Source organism: Janibacter alkaliphilus (genome assembly GCF_013408565.1).
In the GTDB taxonomy this organism is placed as follows: domain Bacteria; phylum Actinomycetota; class Actinomycetes; order Actinomycetales; family Dermatophilaceae; genus Janibacter; species Janibacter alkaliphilus.
Genome location: NZ_JACBZX010000001.1, coordinates 3,226,209 through 3,245,148, shown reverse-complemented (window position 1 = coordinate 3,245,148; position 18,940 = coordinate 3,226,209). Strand labels below are relative to the sequence as shown.

Genomic DNA, 18,940 nt, shown 5'->3' with positions numbered 1-18,940 from the left:
GGCGCAGCTGCCCCGGCAGCTGCGGAGAAGGGGTGGAGGGCTGCTCAGGCGTCCAGGCCGAGCGCGAAGGGCAGGACCTCGTCCGCCCCGGCCTGGCGCAGCGCCCTGGCGGCGACGGTGAGCGTCCACCGGGAGTGCGCGACGTCGTCGACGAGCAGCACCGGACCCCTCGCCCCGGCCAGCGCGGACCGCAGCTCCTCGCCGACGACCAGCCGCTCCCACACCCCGGCGAGCCGGTAGGCCGAGTTGCCGCCCGGCTTCCCGGTCGGCCCGCCGTCGACGAGGTCCAGGCTGCCGAGCAGCGGCAGCCGCCCGATCTGGGAGATCTGCGCGGCGAGCGAGCCGACCAGGGCGGGGCGCGACCGGCTCGGGACGCTCACGACGCCGACCGGACGCTGCTGCCAGCCCCATCCGGCCAGCACCCCGACGACGGCCTGGACGACCGGTGCGGGCACCTCGCCGTCCTCGGCGAGCAGCTGACGGACCCGCTGCCCCCAGCCGAGGTCGGTCACCCGGGCCAGCGCCCGCCCCGGCGACATCGCCGCCTCGGCCGGGATCTTCCCCTTCACCGGCACCCCGAGACGATCCATCCCGGTCGGCCACTGCGCCCGCGGGTCGAGGTCCACCCCGGCCCGCTGCAGCGTGCTGCGGGCACCCTCGAGCGACGCCTCGTCGACGTCGCTGCCGATCCACGGACCGGCGCACCGGTCGCAGCGTCCGCAGTCGCCGGCGCTCGGGTCGTCCAGCGCCCGCTGCAGGTAGGCCATCCGGCAACCGTCGGTGCTGATGTAGTCGAGCATGCTCTGCTGCTCGCGCTCCCGAGCCTCGGCCACCCGCTGGTAGCGCTCGGCGTCGTAGACCCACTCCTGGCCGGTGGCGGCCCACCCGCCCTGCACCCGGCTGACCGCGCCGTCGACGTCGAGCACCTTCAGCAGCAGCTCGAGCCGGGTGCGCCGGATGTCGACGATGGTCTCCAGCGCGGCGGTGGACAGCGGGCGGGCCGACTCGCCCAGCGCGTGCAGCACGGCCGCGGCCTGGTCCTCGCGCGGCATCGAGGCGGAGGCGAAGTGGCGCCAGATCGACTGGTCGTCGTGCCCGGGCAGCAGCACCACGTCGGCCCGCTCGGTGGCGCGCCCCGCGCGGCCGACCTGCTGGTAGTAGGCCACCGGCGAGCTCGGCGCCCCGAGGTGGACGACGAATCCCAGGTCGGGCTTGTCGAAGCCCATCCCGAGCGCGCTGGTGGCGATGAGCGCCTTGACCTCGTTGTCCCGTAGGGCGGCCTCCATCCGCTCGCGCTCCTCGGCGTCGGAGCGCCCGGTGTAGGCCGCCACCGTGTGCCCGGCCTTCGAGAGCGCAGCGGCGACGTCCTCGGCGGCACCGACGGTGAGGGTGTAGACGATCCCGGAGCCGGTGAGCTCGTCGAGGTGGCTGGCCAGCCAGGCCAGGTGCTGGTCCACCCCGGCGCGCGGGAGCACGGCCAGGCGCAGGCTGTCCCGGGCCAGCGGCCCCCGCACGGTGAGCACGTCGGCGCCCTCCCGCCCGGCGGCGAGCTGGTCCTCGACGTCGTGGACCACCCGCTCGTTGGCGGTCGCGGTCGTCGCCAGCACCGGGGTGCCCTCGGGCAGCTCGGCCAGCAGATCCTTGATCCGGCGGTAGTCGGGCCGGAAGTCGTGCCCCCAGTCGCTGATGCAGTGCGCCTCGTCGACGACGAGCAGGCCGCAGCGCCGGGACAGCTCGGGCAGCTGCTCGGCCCGGAACCGCGGGTTGTTCAGGCGCTCGGGGCTGACCAGCAGCACGTCCACCTCGTCGGCGTCGAGGGCGGCGCGGACCTGGTCCCACTCCTGGGCGTTCGCGGAGTTCATCGACACCGCCCGCACCCCCGCGCGCTGCGCCGCGGCCACCTGGTCGCGCATCAGCGCCAGCAGCGGCGAGACGATCAGAGCCGGCCCGGCGCCGCGCTCGCGCTGCAGCCGGGAGGCGACGAAGTAGACCGCCGACTTGCCCCAGCCGGTGCGCTGGACGACCAGCACCCGGCGACCCCCGGAGACCAGCGCCTCGATGGCCTCGAGCTGCCCGTCCCGGAAGTCGGCGTCCTTGCGTCCGACGAGGCGGCGCAGCACCTGCGTCGCCTGCGCGGCGAGCCCGTCCGCCCCCTCGGCGCGCGCCTCGCCGGCACCCACCGGCGCGCCACCGCCCGGGGCGTGCTCGTCGACCGGCGCGGCGGACCCTGGCGTGCTCGTCATGCCCGCCACGGTAGGTCAGGGCGACGACAGCCGCCGACGGCCGTCCACAGGCGGCGGCCGCCCCCTTCGCCGACGCCGTGGCACCCGGCCGGCACCGGCGCTGCGAGGATGGGGCGGTGATCGCACCACCGGAGAGCTACGTGGCCGACCTGCCCCTGCGCTGGGGGGACATGGACTCCTACGGCCACATCAACAACGTCATGTACCTGCGCCTGCTCGAGGAGGCGCGGATCGTCGCCTTCGCGGACTGGTTCGGGGAGACGGCCGGGGCCGAGGACATCATCGGCCGCGGTGTCTTCCTCGCCCACCAGGAGATCGAGTACCGCCGGCCGCTGGTCTACCGGCGCGAGCCGCTGGCGGTGCACATGTGGGTCACCCGGATCGGCGGGGCGAGCTTCGCGATCGGCTACGAGATGCGCGACCCGGAGGCGATGGGTGGCACCCTCTACGCCCTCGCCGAGAGCGTGCTGGCCACCGTCGACCTCGCCAGCGGCACGCCGCGCTCGCTGCCCCGCGAGCAGCGGGACGTGCTGCGCAGCCTCACCGGACCCGAGGTGGGCTTCCGGAGGCGGCGATGAGCGCCCTTCGTCTCGAGGACGGTCAGAGCGCCGCGGACCTGGCGACCTACGTCCGGCGGGCGAAGGGGGTGGACGAGTCCGGTGACGTCCGGCTGCAGGCGCTCGGGTCGGTGCTCGCTGCCTGGACGTGCGTCGTCCCCGGCGGCGGTCTGCTGGGGAACGGGCTCGTGCTCGGGCTGCGGACCTACGCCCTGGCCGAGCCGGCGCACCTCGACGTCACCGTGCCGCTGGCAGCGATCACCGACCGGCTGGCTCGGGACGGCGCGGCCGGTGAGCCGGGTAGCGTGCCCACCGAGCTGCCGGTGCCGCCGATGACGACCAGCCCCAGCTGGGCGGCGCTGAGCCCGCCCCGCGGCGGCTGGGAGCCGGTCGGTCAGGTCGGCGCTGCGGACCTGGAGGAGGCTGCCCGCGCCGGGATCGCCGAGATCGCTCAGGGCGCGCCGAGCGGGTCGGGCGCAGCCGCGGTGGCCGACCTGCGCCGCCGGGTGTGGGGGCGGGCGACCGGCACGGTGCCCCCGGTCCCGTCCGGGGGCGCCTTCGGGCTGCACGCGCTCGGCTTCCTCGGGCGGCCGGACCAGGAGCGCGATCCGGTCACCGTGCATGCGGCCGGTCCGTGGACGCGGCTGAGTACCCGGGCAGGCTTCGTCCTCACCCGGTGACCCTTGGCTCCTGTCCACGCGCCAGGGGGAGGGTGGACGGACCCGGTTGCCGTGAGTGAGCGCAGAACGTCGCCTCGGGCGTGGTCGAGGCGACGATCTGCGCTCACTGACGAGGGGGTGGGCGAAGGGGGCGTGGACGAAGCGGTGGCGGTCCCGAGAGCGAAGGGGGCGGCCCCGGCCGTCGTCCCGTGCCGCCCTTCGTAGAGTGAGGGCGTGAGCGACGCCCCCACCCTCACCCCCGACCTCACCGACCCCGCCCTGAACGATGCCGAGCTGGCCACGCGCCTGGTCCGTCGCGCCGGCGCCCTCGCCGCCCGGATGCGCGCCGAGGGGCTGACCGCCGACACCAAGACGTCGATCACCGACGTGGTGACCGCCGCCGACCACGCGGCGGAGGAGCTCGTCACGGGCGCGCTGCTCGCCGCCCGCCCGGACGACGGGATCCTCGGCGAGGAGGGGGCCAGGCACACGTCCCGCAGCGGGCGGACCTGGGTGATCGACCCGGTGGACGGGACGTACAACTTCCTCTCCGGGCTGCCGACGTGGTGCAGCGCGCTGGCGCTCGCCGTCGACGGCGAGACGGCGCTGGGGGCGGTGCACCAGCCGAGCATCGACGAGACCTGGGTCGGTGGGGTCGGGCACCCCACCACCTTCGACGGTCGGGCGCTGGAGCCGTTGGCCGATCTGCCGCTGAGCGAGGTCGCGCTGGCCACCTACCTGCACCCGGCGAGCATGGACCGCACCGGGGTGCGCGAGCGCTGGTTGCGCGTCGTCGAGGGGGCGGCCACGGTGCGCATGCTCGGCTCGGGGTCGTGCGAGCTGGCCGCGGTGGCGGCCGGGCGTCTCGGGGCATGGGCCCAGGAGTCGGTCGCCGAGTGGGACTGGCGCCCCGGGGCCGCGCTGGTGCGCGCCGCGGGCGGCGAGGCGCTCCAGGTCGAGGCCGCTGGCACGACGTGGAGCGTCGCCGGACGGCCGAGCGCGGTGGCCGAGATCGTCGCCCGACTCGGCGCCTGACGACGGAGCGCCCGACCAGGCGTCGCCTGACGACGGGGGCGCGACGATGCCGCGCCTGGCGACGAGCCGCCGGACGACGCTGGGACCGGGCGGCGGGTGCTAGTCCCAGCAGCACCGGTCGCCGCCGTTCCCCAAGAGTTCGTCGCGCGCTGTCGATCCGGCGGTGGTCCGTCCGACACCATGATGAGGTCGCGCCCGCGGCCCACCACCTCCGGCCACGGCCGGAGCGAGCGAAGGAGACGGACATGAAGTACCTGGTGCTGCTGATGGGCGATGGCGAGCTGCCGGCCTGGAGCGACCTCACCCCCGAGCAGGAGGGGGAGATGATGGCGCGGTTCGGGGCCTTCGACGAGGCGTGCGAGCAGCGGGAAGGGGTGACCCTCCTCGCCGGCGAGGCGCTCGGCGAGGGCGACACCGCGACGGTCGTGCGCACCCGCGGCGGCACGCGCACCGTGACCGACGGCCCCTACGCGGAGGCCGTCGAGCAGCTGGGCGGCTTCTACCTGCTCGAGGCGCCCGACCTCGACGTCGTGCTCGAGCTGATCACCGCGCTGCCGGCCTACGACATCCAGGTCAGCCCGGTGGTCACCCCGGGCTGAGGCGCCGTGCCGCACGATCTCGACGCGGTGGTGCGCGAGGAGTGGGGCCGGCTGGTGGCCCTGCTCCTCGCGCGCTTCCGCCGTCTCGACCTCGTCGAGGACGCTCTCGGCGACGCCGTCGAGGCGGCCGCCCGGCAGTGGCCCGGCGACGGCGTGCCCGAGCGCCCCGCTGCCTGGCTGCTGACCGTCGCGCGCCGACGCATCATCGACCGGCTGCGCGCCGAGGCCGTCGCCCAGCGCTCACACGCCCTGGTGGCCACCGACCTCGACCGCGGGGAGCAGACGGTCAGGGCGATGGCCGACCCCGGTGACCTCGTCGAGGACGACCTGCTGCGGCTGGTGCTCATGTGCACCCACCCCGCGCTCGCGGACGAGTCGGCGAGCGCGCTCGCCCTTCGCCTGGTGCTGGGGCTGCCGACCCGCGACGTCGCGCGCCTCTTCCTCGTCACGGAGCCGACGATGGCGGCCCGGATCACCCGGGCGAAGAAGAAGATCGTCGCTGCCGGGATCCCCTTCGCCGTGCCCCGGAGGGACGTCCTGCCCGGGCGGATGGAGGCGGTGGCCCGCACCGCCTACCTCGCCTTCACCGCCGGGTACGCGCCCGGAGACGGGCCCGACCCCGTCCGGGTGCGGCTCGCCGGCGAGGCGGTCCGCCTCGTGCGGACCGTGCACGAGCTGCGACCGCAGGACCCGACGGTCACCGCCCTGCTCGCGCTCGTGCTGCTGCAGCACTCGCGCCGCGACGCCCGGAGCGACGGCGAGGGCCGGCTCGTGCTGCTGGCGGACCAGGACCGTGACCGCTGGCATCACGACGAGATCGACGAAGGGGTGTCCCTGCTGCGATCGCCGGAGCTGACCGGGGTCGTGCCGGAGCCGGCCGCGGCCTACCTGCTGCAGGCGCTCGTCGCCGCCGAGCACGCCACCGCCCCGGACCCGGCGAGCACCCGGTGGTCGCGGATCGTCGGGCTGTACGACCGGTTGCTCGTCATCGACCCGTCACCCTCGGCCGCCCTGGCCCGCGCGGTCGCGGTGGGCGAGGCGCACGGTCCGCGGGCTGGCCTCGCCGAGCTCGCCGGGGTGGACCTGCCCGGCAGCCACCGGGTGCTTGCGGTGCGCGCCGAGCTGCTGGCCCGTGCCGGGGACGCCGCTGCCGCCGCGACGGCCTTCGACGACGCGATCGCCCTCTGCCGCAACGAGGCCGAGCGCAGCCATCTGGTGCGTCGCCGGGAGGCGATCGGTGGCTGAGGAGCCGCGCGGCGCGCCGAGCCTCGACAGGCGCTCAGGTTCGTTCCAGGTGCTCAGCCTGCAGGGTGAGCGGAGGCAGCTGCCTAGGGGGTTGGGGTGTCAGGGGGTTGGGGGTTTGGGGGTGTCAGGGGGGTGCCGCGTGCGGCGAGCACGTCGCGCAGGGTGTCGATCCGGTCGCTGACGATCCCGTCCACGCCGAGGTCGAGCAGCCGGTGCATCTCCTCGGCCGAGTCGATCGTCCACACGTGCACGTGCTTGCCCAGCCGGTGCGCGGCCTCGACGATCCGCGGCAGCACCAGCGTCACCGGGCGTCCGGCGACCGGGTGGGTCACCGGGATCTGCAGCGCCTGGGCGGGGGAGTGCAGCAGCCGGGTCAGCGCGCCGGGCAGCAGCTTCATCCCGGCCACCCCGGCCGGGCCGGCCGAGGTCGCCAGCCCGGGCCCCAGCGCCCGGCGCACCGCCCGCAGCCGGCGGTCGCTGAAGGAGCCCACGCACACCCGCTCGACGGCGTCGTGCGCCCGGATCGTCTCCACCAGCGGCCGCACCGCGGCCGGGGCCTTGACGTCGATGTTCAGCCGCGCCTCGGGGAAGGTCTCCAGCAGCTCCTCGAGCAACGGCACCGGCTCGGTGCCGTTGATCCGCGCCCGGGACACCTCCTGCCACGGCAGCTCGGCGAGCGCGCCGGTGGCGTCGGTCACCCGGTCCAGCACGTCGTCGTGGAAGGCGACCAGCCGCCCGTCGGCGGTGGCGTGCACGTCGGTCTCGAGGTACCGGTAGCCCATCTCCACCGCGGCGGCGAAGGCGGCCATGGTGTTTTCCCGGCCGACGTTGGGGGCGTACGTCGCCCCGCCCCGGTGGGCCAGGCCGACCGGGGTCTGCTCGGCGAAGTAGGCGAAGTCCCTCGCCGGTCGTGACGCAGCCACGAGACGCAGGCTAGTCCGCGGGCTGCTCGGCCCACACCGCGACGTCGGTGGGCACGAGCACCGGGTCGCCCCCGGCCGGCTCGCCCAGCGGCTCCGAGGAGACCAGCACCCGCGCCCCCTCGGGCAGCGCCACCGGCTGCTCGCCGAGGTTGACCAGCACGAGGGTGGCCGGAGCGTCCGGGCCCAGCGAGCGGTAGGCGATGACGTCGTCGCCGAGGCCGTCGACCTGCTCCAGCCCGCCGAGGCCGAGCCGGCGCTCGCGGCGCAGCGCCAGCAGCTCGCGGTAGAGCTCCAGCGTCGAGCCGGGCACGCCGACCTGCTGGTCCACGGCGAGCTCGCCGTAGACCTCCGGCTGCGGCAGCCAGGTCTCGCCGGTGTCGTTGAAGCCGTGGGCGGGTGCCCCCTTCTCCCACGGCATCGGCACCCGGCAGCCGTCCCGGCCGGTCTCGGCCCCGTCGGTGCGGTGGAAGGTGGGGTCCTGACGCACCTGCGCCGGCAGGCTGGTGTGCTCCGGCAGCCCGAGCTCCTCGCCCTGGTAGAGGTAGGCGGCGCCGGGCAGGCCGAGCATGAGCATCGTCGCCGCTCGGGCCCGGCGCAGCCCGAGCTCGGCGTCCGGCTGCGGGTCGTCCGCGGTGATCCCGTTCGGGCGCGGCCGGCTCTGGTCCAGGCCGAGGCGGCTGGCGTGCCGCACGACGTCGTGGTTGCTCAGCACCCAGGTCGCCGGCGCGCCGACCGAGTCGTTGGCCCGCAGCGAGTCGGCGATCGCCTCCCGCAGCCGGGCCGCGTCCCACGGGGTCTCGAGGAAGTCGAAGTTGAACGCCTGGTGGAACTCGTCGCCGCGCACGTAGAGCACCGCGCGCTCGCTGGGGGTCACCCACGCCTCGGCGACCATGATCCGGTCGTCCCCGGCGTAGCTGTCGAGCACCTCGCGCCAGCCGCGGTAGATCTCGTGCACCCCGTCCTGGTCCCAGTACGGGGAGGCCGAGGAGTCGTTCTCGGCGAGCATCCGCTCGCGGTGGTCGTAGTCGGGCAGGCCCTCGGCCTTGACCAGCCCGTGCGCGACGTCCACCCGGAAGCCGTCGACGCCGCGGTCCAGCCAGAAGCGGATGATCGCGTGGAACTCCTCCCGGACCTGCTGGTTCTGCCAGTCCAGGTCCGGCTGGCTGGAGTCGAAGAGGTGCAGGTACCACTGGCCGGGTCGGCCGTCGGCCTCGGTGACCCGGGTCCAGGCGCGCCCGCCGAAGACCGACTGCCAGTTGTTCGGCGGCTCCCCGCCGTCGTCGCCACGCCCGTCGCGGAAGATGTACCGGGCCCGCTCCGGGCTGCCCGGGGCCGCGGCCAGCGCCGCCTGGAACCAGGCGTGCTCCTCGGAGGTGTGGTTGGGCACGAGGTCGACGACGATCCGCAGCCCGAGCTCGTGCGCCTCGGCGATGAGCGCGTCGGCGTCGGCGAGCGAGCCGAAGAGCGGGTCGATGTCCCGGTAGTCGGCGACGTCGTAGCCCGCGTCGTGCTGCGGCGAGCGGTAGAAGGGGGAGAACCACACCGCGTCGACGCCGAGGTCGCGCAGGTGCGGCAGCCGGGCGGCGATGCCGGCGAGATCGCCGGTGCCGTCGCCGTCACCGTCGGCCCAGGAGCGGGGGTAGACCTGGTAGCCGACGGCATCGCGCCACCACGGGGAGGTGGCGGGGGAGGCCTCGTGCAGGGACGTCATCTGGCGGTGGGGGACGCTCACCGCTCCATGCTGTCAGCCGGTGGTGACCGTGCTCACAGCCGGGTGCCGTCGTCGTCGGTGTTGACGAGCATGTGCGCGGCGCGGAAGAAGTAGTCCCGCATCAGCTCGTCGTGCTCGGCGGGCAGCTCGAGGGTGTCCATCGCCGCGTACATGTGCCGCAGCCAGCGGTCGCGCATGTCCAGGGTCACCGCGAAGGGGACGTGGCGCATCCGCAGCCGCGGGTGCCCCCGCTCCTGGCTGTAGGTGCCCGGGCCGCCGAAGTACTGCTCGAGGAACATCCGCAGCCGACGCTCGGCCGGCCCGAGGTCCTCCTCGGGGTAGAGCGCCCGCAGCTCGGGGTCGGCCTTGACCCCTTCGTAGAACTCGTGGACGAGGCGCTCGAAGGTGGGCGCGCCGCCGACCTGCTCGTAGAAGGTCGCACCGGGCTGAGCGAACATGCCGCCATCCTCTCAGGCCGTGACCGGCCGGTCCGTGCGGGCGTCGGCGAGCGGCCCTCGCCGGCTCAGGGCTGGCCGCCGCCGGTGAGGATCGGCGGGCCGGCGATGCCGCGGTCGTCGCAGGCGTCCTTGACCCGGCGTTTCAGCTCGCGCTGCACGCCCCAGTGCTCGTCCGGGGCGCAGGTGACCAGCACCCGGATGGTCACCGTGCCGGAGCTGATCGACTCCACCCCGAGGACCTTGGGCGCCTCGAGCAGCACGTCCCGCCAGCCGTCCTCGGTCTCCATGCCGGCGACCGCCTCGCGGACGATCTCGGTGACCTCGTCGACGTCCTCCCGGTAGGAGAAGGGGATGTCCGCGATGGCCGTCGCCCAGCCCTGGCTGCGGTTGGCGATCCGGATGATCTCTCCGTTGCGGACGTACCAGACCACCCCTTCGAAGTCCCGCAGCCGGGTGACCCGCAGCGAGACCTCCTCGACCGTGCCGACGCACTCGCCGGTGTCGACGAGGTCGCCCACGCCGTACTGGTCCTCGAGGATCATGAAGATCCCGGAGAGGTAGTCCTTGACCAGCGACTGGGCACCGAAGCCGAGGGCGACGCCACCGACCCCGGCCGAGGCGAGCAGCGGGGCCAGCGGGATGCCGACGATCGACATGACCGTCAGCACGGCGATCACCGCGACGACGATCGTCGAGATGCTGCGCAGCAGCGAGCCCATCGTCGTGGTGCGCTGCCGGTGCCGCTCGTGCGCGGCGCCGGTGGCCCGGGCCAGCGCCCGCTCCGCCTTCGCCCCGAGATCGGCGCCCCGCTCGGCGCGGGCCGCGTCGCCGCGGGCCACCGAGGAGCGGACGAAGCCGTTGATGGAGCGGTGCAGCAGCTTGCGGGCGACGACCGCCACGACGAGCGTGATGAGGATCTGCAGCGGCGCCCCGAGCAGCCACTCGAGGGCGTCGCCCCGGGTCCACTCGATCGCCTCGCCGAGGTCGATGTCGGTCAGGTCGGTGATGCCGCGGATCACGCGTCACGCTCCTGGGTGGTCACCGCCCGGGCCACGGTGTCGCGGTGCTCGGCGATCAGCCGACGCAGCGCGGGGGAGGCCTCCGGGTGCTCGTCCAGCCAGGTCTGGGTCGCCCCGAGCAGCTCCGGCCCGGCCAGGGCCATCGGGTAGAAGCCGAGCACGATCGCCTCGGCGATGGCGTGGGTGCGCTGCGACCACACCTGCTCGACGGTCTCCAGGTAGCGCCGGACGAAGGGGGCCAGCAGCGCCGGGTCGATGGCCCGGGCGAAGCCGAGCGCGTGCGCGTCGACCACCGAGTTCGGGGTGCTGTCGTCCTCGACGCCGGCCCGCCAGGCAGCCTCCTTCGCCGCCTCGGTGGGGATGCTCGCCGCCGCCCTCGCGGCCCGCTCCCGACCGGTCGCGGTCTGGTCGCTGCGGGCCTCCTGGGCGATCCGCTCGGCGTCGATCTCGCCGGCCGCGGCCAGACCGGTGACCAGCGTCCAGCGCATGTCGGTGTCGACGGCCAGGCCGTCGAGGGCGCCCGAGCCGTCGAGCAGCCCGGCCACCAGGCGGGTGTCGTCGCCGGGGGCGAGCATCCCGGCGTGCGCGGTGACCAGCTGCAGCTGGGCGTCGCTGCCGGGTGCCGCGGCCTCGGCCAGGTCGGCGAGGGTGGTGACCACCCGCTCGCGCAGCGCCCGGCGCCGGGTCGGCGCGGAGTAGGTCAGCGTCGCGGTGGCGATCTGCCCCAGCAGCGTGCGCAGCAGGGTGGAGTCGTCCAGGCCGTGCAGCGAGGCCAGCGCCAGGTCGACGTAGTCGTGCGCGGCCATCTCCGCGTCCCGGGTCATGTCCCAGGCGCTGGCCAGGCACAGCGCCTGCGGCAGCGAGTCGGTGAAGGAGCCCGGCTGCGCGCGCAGGGTGGCCAGCGAGCGCGGGTCGAGCCGGATCTTGGCGTAGGCCAGGTCGTCGTCGTTGACCAGCAGCAGGTCAGGCTGCTGCCGACCGACGAGCTGCGGCACCGGGGTGCTCGGGCCGTCGACGTCGAGCTCGATCCGGTCGGTGCGCACCAGCCCAGCGTCGTGCTCCTCGTAGAGGCCGATCGCCAGCCGGTGCGGGCGCAGCGTGGGGTGGCTCTCCGGGGCGGTCTGCTCGATGACCGCGTCGGCGATGCCGCCGTGCTCGTCCACGGTCAGCACCGGGCGCAGCGTGTTCACCCCGGCGGTCTCCAGCCACACCTGCGACCAGGTGCGCAGGTCCCGCCCGGAGGTGGCCTCGAGCTCGACGAGCAGGTCGTCGAGGGTGGTATTGCCCCAGGCGTGCTTGGCGAAGTAGGCGCGGATCCCGTCCCGGAAGGGCTCGCGGCCGACGTAGGCGACGAGCTGCTTGAGGACCGAGGCCCCCTTCGCGTAGGTGATCCCGTCGAAGTTCACCTCGACGTCGGCCAGGTCACGGATCGGGGCGACGATCGGGTGGGTGGAGCTGAGCTGGTCCTGCCGGTAGGCCCAGGCCTTCTCGTGGGTGCCGAAGGTGGTCCAGGCGCTGCTCCACCGGGTGGCCTCGGCCTGGCAGGTCGTCGAGGCCCACTCGGCGAAGGACTCGTTGAGCCACAGGTCGTTCCACCAGCGCATGGTCACCAGGTCGCCGAACCACATGTGCGCGAGCTCGTGCAGCACGGTCAGCGCGCGCCGCTCGACGAGCGCGTCGGGCACCTTGGAGCGGAAGACGTACATCTCGTGCAGGGTGACGCAGCCCGCGTTCTCCATCGCGCCCATGTTGTACTCCGGCGCGAAGACCTGGTCGTACTTGGTGAAGGGGTAGGGCTGGTCGAACTCCTCCTCGAAGAAGGCGAAGCCCGCCTTCGTCAGCGCGAAGAGCTCCTCGGCGTCGAGGTGGGGGGCCAGCGAGCGCCGGCAGAAGAGGCCCAGCGGCACCTCCTTGTCGCCGCTGGTCAGGCTGTCCCGGTGCACCTCGTAGGGGCCGGCGACCAGCGCCGTGATGTAGCTGCTCATCCGCTCGGTCGGCGGGAAGGTCCAGGTGGCGATGCCGTCGGTGTCGTTGGCGCCGACGCCGGTACGGCCGTCCAGCGGGGTCGGCTCCGGGGTGGGCGCGTTGGAGATGACCTGCCAGTGCGCGGGCGCGGTCACCGTGAAGGCGAAGCTCGCCTTGAGGTCGGGCTGCTCGAAGACCGGGTACATCCGCCGGCTGTCCGGCACCTCGAACTGGGTGTAGAGGTAGACCTCGTCGTCGGCCGGGTCGACGAAGCGGTGCAGCCCCTCGCCGGTGTGCATGTAGCGGCCGGTGGCCCGTACGGTCAGCTCGTTCTCCGCGGCCAGGTCCGGCAGCCGCACCCGGCTGTCGGCGTACACCTCGGCCGGGTCGAGCGAGCGGCCGTTGAGGACGACCTCATCGACGGACTCCCCGACGAAGTCGAGGAAGGTCTCGGCGCCGGGCGAGGCGCAGGAGAAGGTGATCTCGCTGGTGGTGGTGAAGGTGGTCTCGGAGACGGTGAGGTCGAGCGTCACGCGGTAGCTGTCGAGGGTGACGAGGGCGGCGCGGTCGGCCGCCTCCTCACGGGTGAGGTTCGTGCCGGGCACGCAGGGCTCCTTGGCTCTCGGGGGCCTGGCCATCCTTGCACGCGATGCCGACAGCACCCTGGGCGAGGGCTGGCCGGGCTCTGTCAGGATGAGCGCATGAGCAGCCGCAGCACCGCCGACTTCTACTTCGACCCCGCGTGCCCGTGGGCCTGGATGACCTCCCGCTGGATGATGCAGGTGCAGCAGGTGCGCGAGGTGGACGTGCGCTGGCACCAGATGAGCCTCTGGGCGCTGAACGAGGAGCGCGACATCCCGGCGGAGTACCGCGAGATGATGCACGCGATCCAGCCGATGTCCCGGGTGCTGCGCCGCGCCATCGACGAGCACGGCGACGAGGTCGCCAAGCCGCTCTACGACGCCCTGGGCGAGCGGATCCACCGGCAGGGCCGCAAGGACTACGACGCGGTGACCGCCGAGGCGCTGGCCGAGGTCGGGCTGCCGGAGGGCCTGCTGCAGGCCGGGCAGGACGAGAGCCTGGACGCCGCCCTGCGCGCCCGCAAGGACGCCGTCGTCGAGCTCGTCGGGGACGACGTCGGCACCCCGACCATCGCCGTCGACGGGGTCGCCTTCTTCGGCCCGGTGGTCACCCCGGCGCCGACCGGCGAGGAGGCCGGGCGGCTCTGGGACGGCTGCGTGCTGGTCGCCGGTGTGGACGGCTTCTTCGAGCTCAAGCGCTCCCGCGACCGCGACCCGATCATCGACTGACCAGCGACGACGAGCAGCGACCACGACCCGCGACCCGCGGATCAGACGACAGCCGAACCGGCGACATCCGAACCCGACGAAGGAGACCGACGTGCGCGTGCACATCGGTGGCGACCACGCCGCCTACGACCTGCACCAGGACCTGCTGACCTTCCTCGCGGAGGAGGGGCACGAGGTGACCGACCACGGTCCCTTCACCCTCGACCCGCAGGACGACTACCCGGTCTTCGTGCTGCGCGCCGCCCGCGCTGTCGCCGCCGACCCGGGCAGCCTCGGGATCGTCCTCGGCGGCTCCGGCAACGGTGAGCAGATGGCCGCGAACAAGGTCGAGGGCATCCGCGCGGCGCTCTGCTACGACGTCGAGATCGCCCGGCTGGCGCGGGAGCACAACGACGCCCAGATCATCTCCCTCGGCGGCCGCATGCAGCCCGTCGAGCAGGCCCGGGAGATGGTGCGCACCTTCCTGGCGACGGAGTTCACCGGTGAGACCCGGCACGAGCGCCGGATCGCCATGGTCAGCGCCTACGAGGCGGACGGGACCCTGCCCGACCTGCCCTGATCGGGGCGGCTGACCTGCACCGACGCTTCGTCAGGGTTTGGTAAAGACCATTCCCTGAGCGCCCGTCCCGCGCATATCGTGCGACCCGGGACCTCGGCGCGAGGCCTCACCCGACCTGGGGAGCGAGATGTCGGCGACGTTGCCTACCCGGGGCCGTCTGCTGCTCGACGGCCCGCGGCGCCCGTCCGTGCCCGGCGTCGCCACCTCCCCCTTCGCGGTCATGCTGCTCGCCGCCACCGCGGTCGGGCTCGCCCACCTGCGCTGGCCCGGCGTGCTGCCGCTGATGGTCTTCGTCCCGCTCTGCCTGCTGGCCGCGCTGGTGCTGCCCAAGGTCCAGGTGCAGCTGCTCTTCGGCTACGTCGTGCTGTGGGTCGCCGGCCTGGCGCTGGCCGGCCACGAGGACATGGCGCTGCCCGCGCTGGTGCTGCTCGGCTCGATGGCGCTGATGTACGGCGTCGCCAGCTCGCGCGCCCACCACGGGGTGCACGCCTTCGCCGGGGACCGGATGCTCAGTGACCTGCGTGACCGGCTCTTCCGGATGGGCGACATCCCGGCGCTGCCGGTGGGCTGGCGGGCCGAGCGCGCCTTCGCCTCGGCGCACGGTGAGTCCTTCGCCGGCGACTTCAACGTCACCGTGCTGGACCAGGAGGCCGGGCGGCTGGAGATGGTGCTGGCCGACGTCTCCGGCAAGGGACAGCACGCCGGGACCCGGGCGCTCGTGCTCGGCGGGGTGATGTCCGGGCTGCTCGGCTCGGCGCCCTCGGAGCAGGTGCTGTCGATGTCGAACTCCTTCCTCGACCGGGAGCGCTGGGACGAGGGCTTCGCCACCGCGGTGCACGTGCGCATCGACCTGGACACCGGTGAGGCGGTCATCGCCTCGGCCGGCCACCCGGCGGCGGCGCACTACGACGCCGGCTCCGGGCGCTGGACCTCGGTCGACGGCGGGCGCGGCCCGGCGCTGGGGGTCGTCGCCCGGGCGAGCTTCCCGGAGACCAGGATCCGGCTCGACCCGGGCGACGCGCTGGTGGTCTGCACCGACGGGGTCATCGAGTCGCGCCGCTGCACCCTGGACGACGGGGTGGACTGGATGCTCGGCACCGCCGAGGCGTCGCTGGTGCACGGCCTGCCCGGGCTGGCCGACCAGCTGGTGCGGCACGGCCGGGCCGGGGTGGACGACGACCGCGCGGCCGTCGTCCTCTGGCGCGAGTAGCCGGTCCGGACGTCCGGCCTCAGGTGCGATCAGCCCGCTCGGCGGTCGCGAGGGCCCGCCGACGTGGGCGAGCCGACTACCCTTGCCGCCCGTGCCCTCGCCTGACGACGCCTACCACCGCCCCGCCACCGACACCCCGACCACGGCCGACGGTCGGCACCGGGCGACGGTGCGCACCTTCACCCCGCGGTGGCGGATGTCCCCGCTCATCGAGGAGCAGCTGAGCCGGCTGCTGCCGGTCTACGGCGTCGACGCCGGGCCGCTGGACGCGGCCGCGGTCTTCGGCCGTGAGGTGCCGGTGGTGCTGGAGATCGGCTCGGGGCACGGCGCGGCGGCGATCGCCTACGCCCAGGCCCACCCCGAGCACGACCTGCTCGCCGCCGAGGTGCACGTCCCCGGGGTGGCCCGGATGATGGCCCGGGTCGAGGAGCTCGGCCTGAGCAACCTGGCTGTCCACCGCGGCGACGCGCTGGAGTACCTGCAGGGCTCGGTGCCCAGCGGGTCGCTGGCCGCGGTGCACCTCTTCTTCCCGGACCCCTGGCCGAAGGCCCGGCACGCCAAGCGCAGGCTGGTGCAGCAGGACACCCTCGACCTGATCGCCGACCGGCTGCGGCCCGGGGGAGCGCTGCTCGTGGCCACCGACCACGCGATCTACGCCGAGCACGTGCGCGAGCAGCTCGCCGAGCACGGCGGCTTCGCGGTCGTCGAGGGGGAGCGGCCGTCGTGGCGTCCGAGCGACGGCTTCGAGGACAAGGGCGTCGCGGCGGGGCGCTCGATCGTCGAGATCCGGGCGACGCCGCGCGGCTGAGTCGCAGGGAGGGCGCGGGTCGAGGTGATCGGCGCCCACCTGCGCGGCGCGGATCACCTCGACCGGTGACGAGAGAGAGCGGGCGACGGGAATCGAACCCGCGTAGCCAGTTTGGAAGACTGGGGCTCTACCATTGAGCTACGCCCGCGCACCAGGCAGACCGCCACAGTGAGCCAGTCACGGTGAGCGGGCGTTCGTGCGCCTGGAGCCGGGGCTAGCCTAGTGGCCGCTCGCCCGTGGTCCGAACCAGGGCGCGCACGGGGTATGGCGCAGCTTGGTAGCGCGTCCGCTTTGGGAGCGGAAGGCCGTCGGTTCGAATCCGGCTACCCCGACCAGCCCGCCGACGGCTCGGTTGGCCGAGCACGCGGCGTCCTCAGCCCGGGACGTGGAGCTCGCTCAGTACTGCTGGAAGCCGGGCGGCTGGTAGCCACCCTGACCACCGTGGCCGTGCCCACCGTGCCCGCCATGCCCGTGGCCCGGTGCCCGGCCGGCGGCGAGGTCGGAGAGGTGGGAGCGGCCCCCGTCCCGGTCGAGCGAGGCCTCCAGCCTGCGGATCACCCGCCGGTTCGGCCAGGCGTGCACCGCCATGACGAGCAGCGCCGGCACCGCCCCGGCCAGGTAGGTCCAGATCGTGCTCGGTGTGGCGACGAAGGTGAGGATGAGCGCGAAGATCACCGGCGACTCGGTGATCGCCGCACGCACCATCGTCGTCCCGACGAGCGCCGCCGAGGCGGTGCCGACGGCCCGCTCCGGCGGCGTCCCGGGCTGGATCGCCGGGGTCCGGTAGCCGACCAGCTCGGCCACGACGAAGGTGGCCACGTTGAGGACGAGCAGCCCGATCACCACCGCCGTCGACGGTGGCTGGCCGGGGTCGGCGATGAAGAGCATGATCAGGGCGAAGAGCGGTGCGGCGCCCATGAAGGCCAGCACGAGCAGCCGCACCGTCCACATGATCCCGGCGCCGCGGGTGGCAGGGGTCGTCATGAGGACGCACCCTAGGGCGTCCGATAGGGTGGTGGGCCGTGCCTCGTCGACGACGGGGCAGACCAGCGTGGGCGCGTCCGCACGACGCGGCGCCGGCGCCCACCCCCTTCGTGGACCACGAGACTTTGGAGTACCCGCAGTGAAGAGTGCCGTCGAGAACCTCAGCCCGACCCGGGTCAAGCTGACCGTCGAGGTCCCGAGCGAGGAGCTCCAGCCGCACGTCGACGCCGCCGTGAAGAGCATCGGCAGCCAGATCCAGGTCCCCGGCTTCCGCGCCGGCAAGGTGCCGACCAAGATCATCGAGCAGCGGGTCGGCAAGGGCGCGATCGTCCAGGAGGCCGTCAACGAGGCGCTGCCGGAGTTCTTCGGCAAGGCCGTCGACGAGACCGGCATCTCCCCGATCGGCCAGCCCGAGGTGGACGTCACCGAGGTGCCGCTCGAGGACAGCACCCAGCTCGCCTTCACCGTCGAGGTGGACATCCGCCCCGAGATCACCCTGCCCGACTACGACGCCCTCGAGGTCCAGGTCGACCCGGTCGCCGTCGCCGACGAGGACGTCGAGGCCAAGCTCACCGAGCTGCGTGAGCGCTTCGGCACCCTCACCGGTGTCGACCGCGCCGTCGAGAGCGGCGACTTCGTCTCCATCGACCTGCGCGCCGAGATCGACGGCGAGGAGATCGACGCCGTCGAGGGCGTCTCCTACGAGGTCGGCTCCGGCAACATGCTCGAGGGCATGGACGAGGCGCTGACCGGCCTCTCCCAGGGCGAGAGCGCCGACTTCACCTCCCCGCTCGCCGGCGGCGACCGGGCCGGCCAGGAGGCGCAGTGCTCGGTCACCGTCCAGTCGGTGAAGGTGCGCGAGCTGCCCGAGGTGGACGACGACTTCGCCCAGATGGCCAGCGAGTTCGACACCGTCGAGGAGCTGCGCGCCGACCTGCAGCAGCAGGCCGAGCGGGAGAAGAAGTTCGAGCAGGGCGTCCAGGCCCGCGACAAGGTCCTCGAGCTGCTGCTCGAGCGCACCGACATCCCCGTCCCGGACAGCGTCGTCGAGGCCGAGGTCAACCAGCACCTCGAGCAGGAGGGGCGCCTGGAGGACGACGAGCACCGCGCCGAGGTCGACGAGCAGACCCGTCAGGCCGTCAAGACCCAGTTCCTGCTCGACAAGCTGGCCGAGGTCGAGGAGGTCGAGGTCGGCCAGCCCGAGCTCATCGAGTACCTCATGGCCCAGGCCCAGCAGTACGGCATGGACCCCAACCAGTTCGCCCAGCTCATCGACCAGCAGGGTCAGGTCCAGGCCATGGTCGGCGACGTCGCCCGCCGCAAGGCCCTGGCCGCGGTCCTGGACAAGGCGACCGTCACCGACACCGAGGGCAACGCCGTCGACCTCGACGAGCTGACCCCGGACGAGGAGCAGCCCGAGGACGGTGCCGACGAGGCCGCCGCCGACGAGCCGGCCGACGCTGCCGGCGACGAGGTGACGACCGGCGAGACCGCCACCGATGCCGCCGCCGCCGACGAGCCGGCCGACGATGCCGGCGACGAGGTGACGACCGGCGAGACCGCCACCGAGGCCGCCGCCGACGAGGAGACCTCGACGCAGGCCTGAGCGCCGCGACCACCGACGCGCGCCGTCCCCACCCGTGGGGGCGGCGCGC

Annotated in this window: 17 protein-coding genes and 2 tRNA genes; 11 read left to right on the top strand and 8 right to left on the bottom strand. The window is 74.0% G+C overall.

Annotated elements, in window-relative coordinates; all coding sequences use genetic code 11:
* Positions 1-44: 44 nt before the first annotated feature.
* Positions 45-2,243: a RecQ family ATP-dependent DNA helicase gene (locus BJY28_RS15350; RefSeq protein ID WP_179463766.1), complete on the bottom strand. Its 2,199-nt coding sequence runs from the start codon at positions 2,241-2,243 to the stop codon at positions 45-47.
* 116 nt (positions 2,244-2,359) lie between these two features.
* Here BJY28_RS15350 and BJY28_RS15345 point away from each other — a divergent pair, with 116 nt between their 5' ends.
* From BJY28_RS15345 to BJY28_RS15325, 5 genes are all read left to right on the top strand, one after another.
* Positions 2,360-2,821 (top strand): acyl-CoA thioesterase, encoded by a 462-nt coding sequence (locus tag BJY28_RS15345; protein ID WP_343037148.1) that lies wholly within the window; start codon positions 2,360-2,362, stop codon positions 2,819-2,821.
* Entirely contained in the window at positions 2,818-3,480 is a 663-nt protein-coding gene (locus BJY28_RS15340) for a DUF8185 domain-containing protein (protein ID WP_179463765.1), read from the top strand. Before BJY28_RS15345 ends, BJY28_RS15340 begins: the two co-directional genes overlap by 4 nt.
* Positions 3,481-3,693: 213 nt before the next feature.
* A complete protein-coding gene (locus BJY28_RS15335) occupies positions 3,694-4,494 on the top strand; it encodes an inositol monophosphatase family protein (RefSeq protein WP_179463764.1) in 801 nt (266 codons plus the stop codon).
* Between the two features lie 245 nt (positions 4,495-4,739).
* Complete coding sequence (locus BJY28_RS15330) at positions 4,740-5,093, top strand: YciI family protein (RefSeq protein ID WP_218875409.1); 354 nt, start codon at positions 4,740-4,742, stop codon at positions 5,091-5,093.
* 6 nt (positions 5,094-5,099) lie between these two features.
* Positions 5,100-6,338, top strand: a complete 1,239-nt coding sequence (locus BJY28_RS15325; protein WP_179463763.1) for a DUF6596 domain-containing protein — start codon at positions 5,100-5,102, stop codon at positions 6,336-6,338.
* An 83-nt stretch (positions 6,339-6,421) separates the two neighbouring features.
* On the opposite strand, the gene BJY28_RS15320 is transcribed toward BJY28_RS15325, so the two are convergent.
* From BJY28_RS15320 to pepN, 5 genes are all read right to left on the bottom strand, one after another.
* A complete protein-coding gene (locus BJY28_RS15320; protein WP_179463762.1) occupies positions 6,422-7,261 on the bottom strand; it encodes a glycerophosphodiester phosphodiesterase family protein in 840 nt (279 codons plus the stop codon).
* A gap of 10 nt (positions 7,262-7,271) precedes the next feature.
* Positions 7,272-8,972, bottom strand: a complete 1,701-nt coding sequence (locus BJY28_RS15315) for a glycoside hydrolase family 13 protein (protein ID WP_179464233.1) — start codon at positions 8,970-8,972, stop codon at positions 7,272-7,274.
* A gap of 53 nt (positions 8,973-9,025) precedes the next feature.
* The gene (locus BJY28_RS15310) at positions 9,026-9,430 is read right to left on the bottom strand and encodes a globin (protein ID WP_179463761.1); all 405 of its coding nucleotides are present in this window, start codon (positions 9,428-9,430) and stop codon (positions 9,026-9,028) included.
* 65 nt (positions 9,431-9,495) lie between these two features.
* A complete protein-coding gene (locus BJY28_RS15305) occupies positions 9,496-10,449 on the bottom strand; it encodes a mechanosensitive ion channel family protein (RefSeq protein ID WP_343037147.1) in 954 nt (317 codons plus the stop codon).
* Positions 10,446-13,019: an aminopeptidase N gene (gene pepN / locus BJY28_RS15300; RefSeq protein WP_179463760.1), complete on the bottom strand. Its 2,574-nt coding sequence runs from the start codon at positions 13,017-13,019 to the stop codon at positions 10,446-10,448. Before pepN ends, BJY28_RS15305 begins: the two co-directional genes overlap by 4 nt.
* A 96-nt stretch (positions 13,020-13,115) precedes the next feature.
* Between pepN and BJY28_RS15295 the strand changes: the two genes are divergently transcribed.
* The 4 genes from BJY28_RS15295 (at position 13,116) to trmB (ending at position 16,301) form a co-directional block, all read left to right on the top strand.
* Positions 13,116-13,724, top strand: coding sequence for a mycothiol-dependent nitroreductase Rv2466c family protein (locus BJY28_RS15295; RefSeq protein ID WP_179463759.1), 609 nt, complete (start codon positions 13,116-13,118; stop codon positions 13,722-13,724).
* A gap of 91 nt (positions 13,725-13,815) precedes the next feature.
* Positions 13,816-14,283, top strand: a complete 468-nt coding sequence (locus BJY28_RS15290; RefSeq protein WP_179463758.1) for a ribose-5-phosphate isomerase — start codon at positions 13,816-13,818, stop codon at positions 14,281-14,283.
* 187 nt (positions 14,284-14,470) lie between these two features.
* Positions 14,471-15,493 carry a SpoIIE family protein phosphatase gene (locus BJY28_RS16980; protein WP_179463757.1) on the top strand — a complete coding sequence of 341 codons (1,023 nt, stop codon included), beginning with the start codon at positions 14,471-14,473 and terminating at the stop codon, positions 15,491-15,493.
* A 91-nt stretch (positions 15,494-15,584) separates the two neighbouring features.
* On the top strand, positions 15,585-16,301 hold the full coding sequence (gene trmB, locus BJY28_RS15280) for a tRNA (guanosine(46)-N7)-methyltransferase TrmB (protein ID WP_343037146.1): 717 nt from the start codon (positions 15,585-15,587) through the stop codon (positions 16,299-16,301).
* A gap of 77 nt (positions 16,302-16,378) precedes the next feature.
* On the opposite strand, the gene BJY28_RS15275 is transcribed toward trmB, so the two are convergent.
* A tRNA-Gly gene (locus tag BJY28_RS15275) sits at positions 16,379-16,449 on the bottom strand.
* A 110-nt stretch (positions 16,450-16,559) separates the two neighbouring features.
* Here BJY28_RS15275 and BJY28_RS15270 point away from each other — a divergent pair.
* A tRNA-Pro gene (locus BJY28_RS15270) sits at positions 16,560-16,636 on the top strand.
* Positions 16,637-16,697: 61 nt separating this feature from the next.
* Here the strand turns inward: BJY28_RS15270 and BJY28_RS15265 are convergent.
* The gene (locus BJY28_RS15265; protein ID WP_179463756.1) at positions 16,698-17,285 is read right to left on the bottom strand and encodes a hypothetical protein; all 588 of its coding nucleotides are present in this window, start codon (positions 17,283-17,285) and stop codon (positions 16,698-16,700) included.
* Positions 17,286-17,424: 139 nt separating this feature from the next.
* Between BJY28_RS15265 and tig the strand changes: the two genes are divergently transcribed.
* The gene (gene tig / locus BJY28_RS15260; protein WP_179463755.1) at positions 17,425-18,891 is read left to right on the top strand and encodes a trigger factor; all 1,467 of its coding nucleotides are present in this window, start codon (positions 17,425-17,427) and stop codon (positions 18,889-18,891) included.
* The last annotated feature ends 49 nt before the right edge of the window (positions 18,892-18,940 follow it).

Excerpts from the sequence above, each read along its gene's own strand:
- BJY28_RS15350 (WP_179463766.1), bottom strand. The coding sequence starts at position 2,243 with ATGACGAGCACGCCAGGGTCCGCCGCGCCGGTCGACGAGCACGCCCCG.
- BJY28_RS15340 (WP_179463765.1), top strand. The coding sequence starts at position 2,818 with ATGAGCGCCCTTCGTCTCGAGGACGGTCAGAGCGCCGCGGACCTGGCG.
- BJY28_RS15330 (WP_218875409.1), top strand. The coding sequence starts at position 4,740 with ATGAAGTACCTGGTGCTGCTGATGGGCGATGGCGAGCTGCCGGCCTGG.
- BJY28_RS15315 (WP_179464233.1), bottom strand. The coding sequence starts at position 8,972 with ATGACGTCCCTGCACGAGGCCTCCCCCGCCACCTCCCCGTGGTGGCGC.
- BJY28_RS15310 (WP_179463761.1), bottom strand. The coding sequence starts at position 9,430 with ATGTTCGCTCAGCCCGGTGCGACCTTCTACGAGCAGGTCGGCGGCGCG.
- BJY28_RS15295 (WP_179463759.1), top strand. The coding sequence starts at position 13,116 with ATGAGCAGCCGCAGCACCGCCGACTTCTACTTCGACCCCGCGTGCCCG.
- BJY28_RS15265 (WP_179463756.1), bottom strand. The coding sequence starts at position 17,285 with ATGACGACCCCTGCCACCCGCGGCGCCGGGATCATGTGGACGGTGCGG.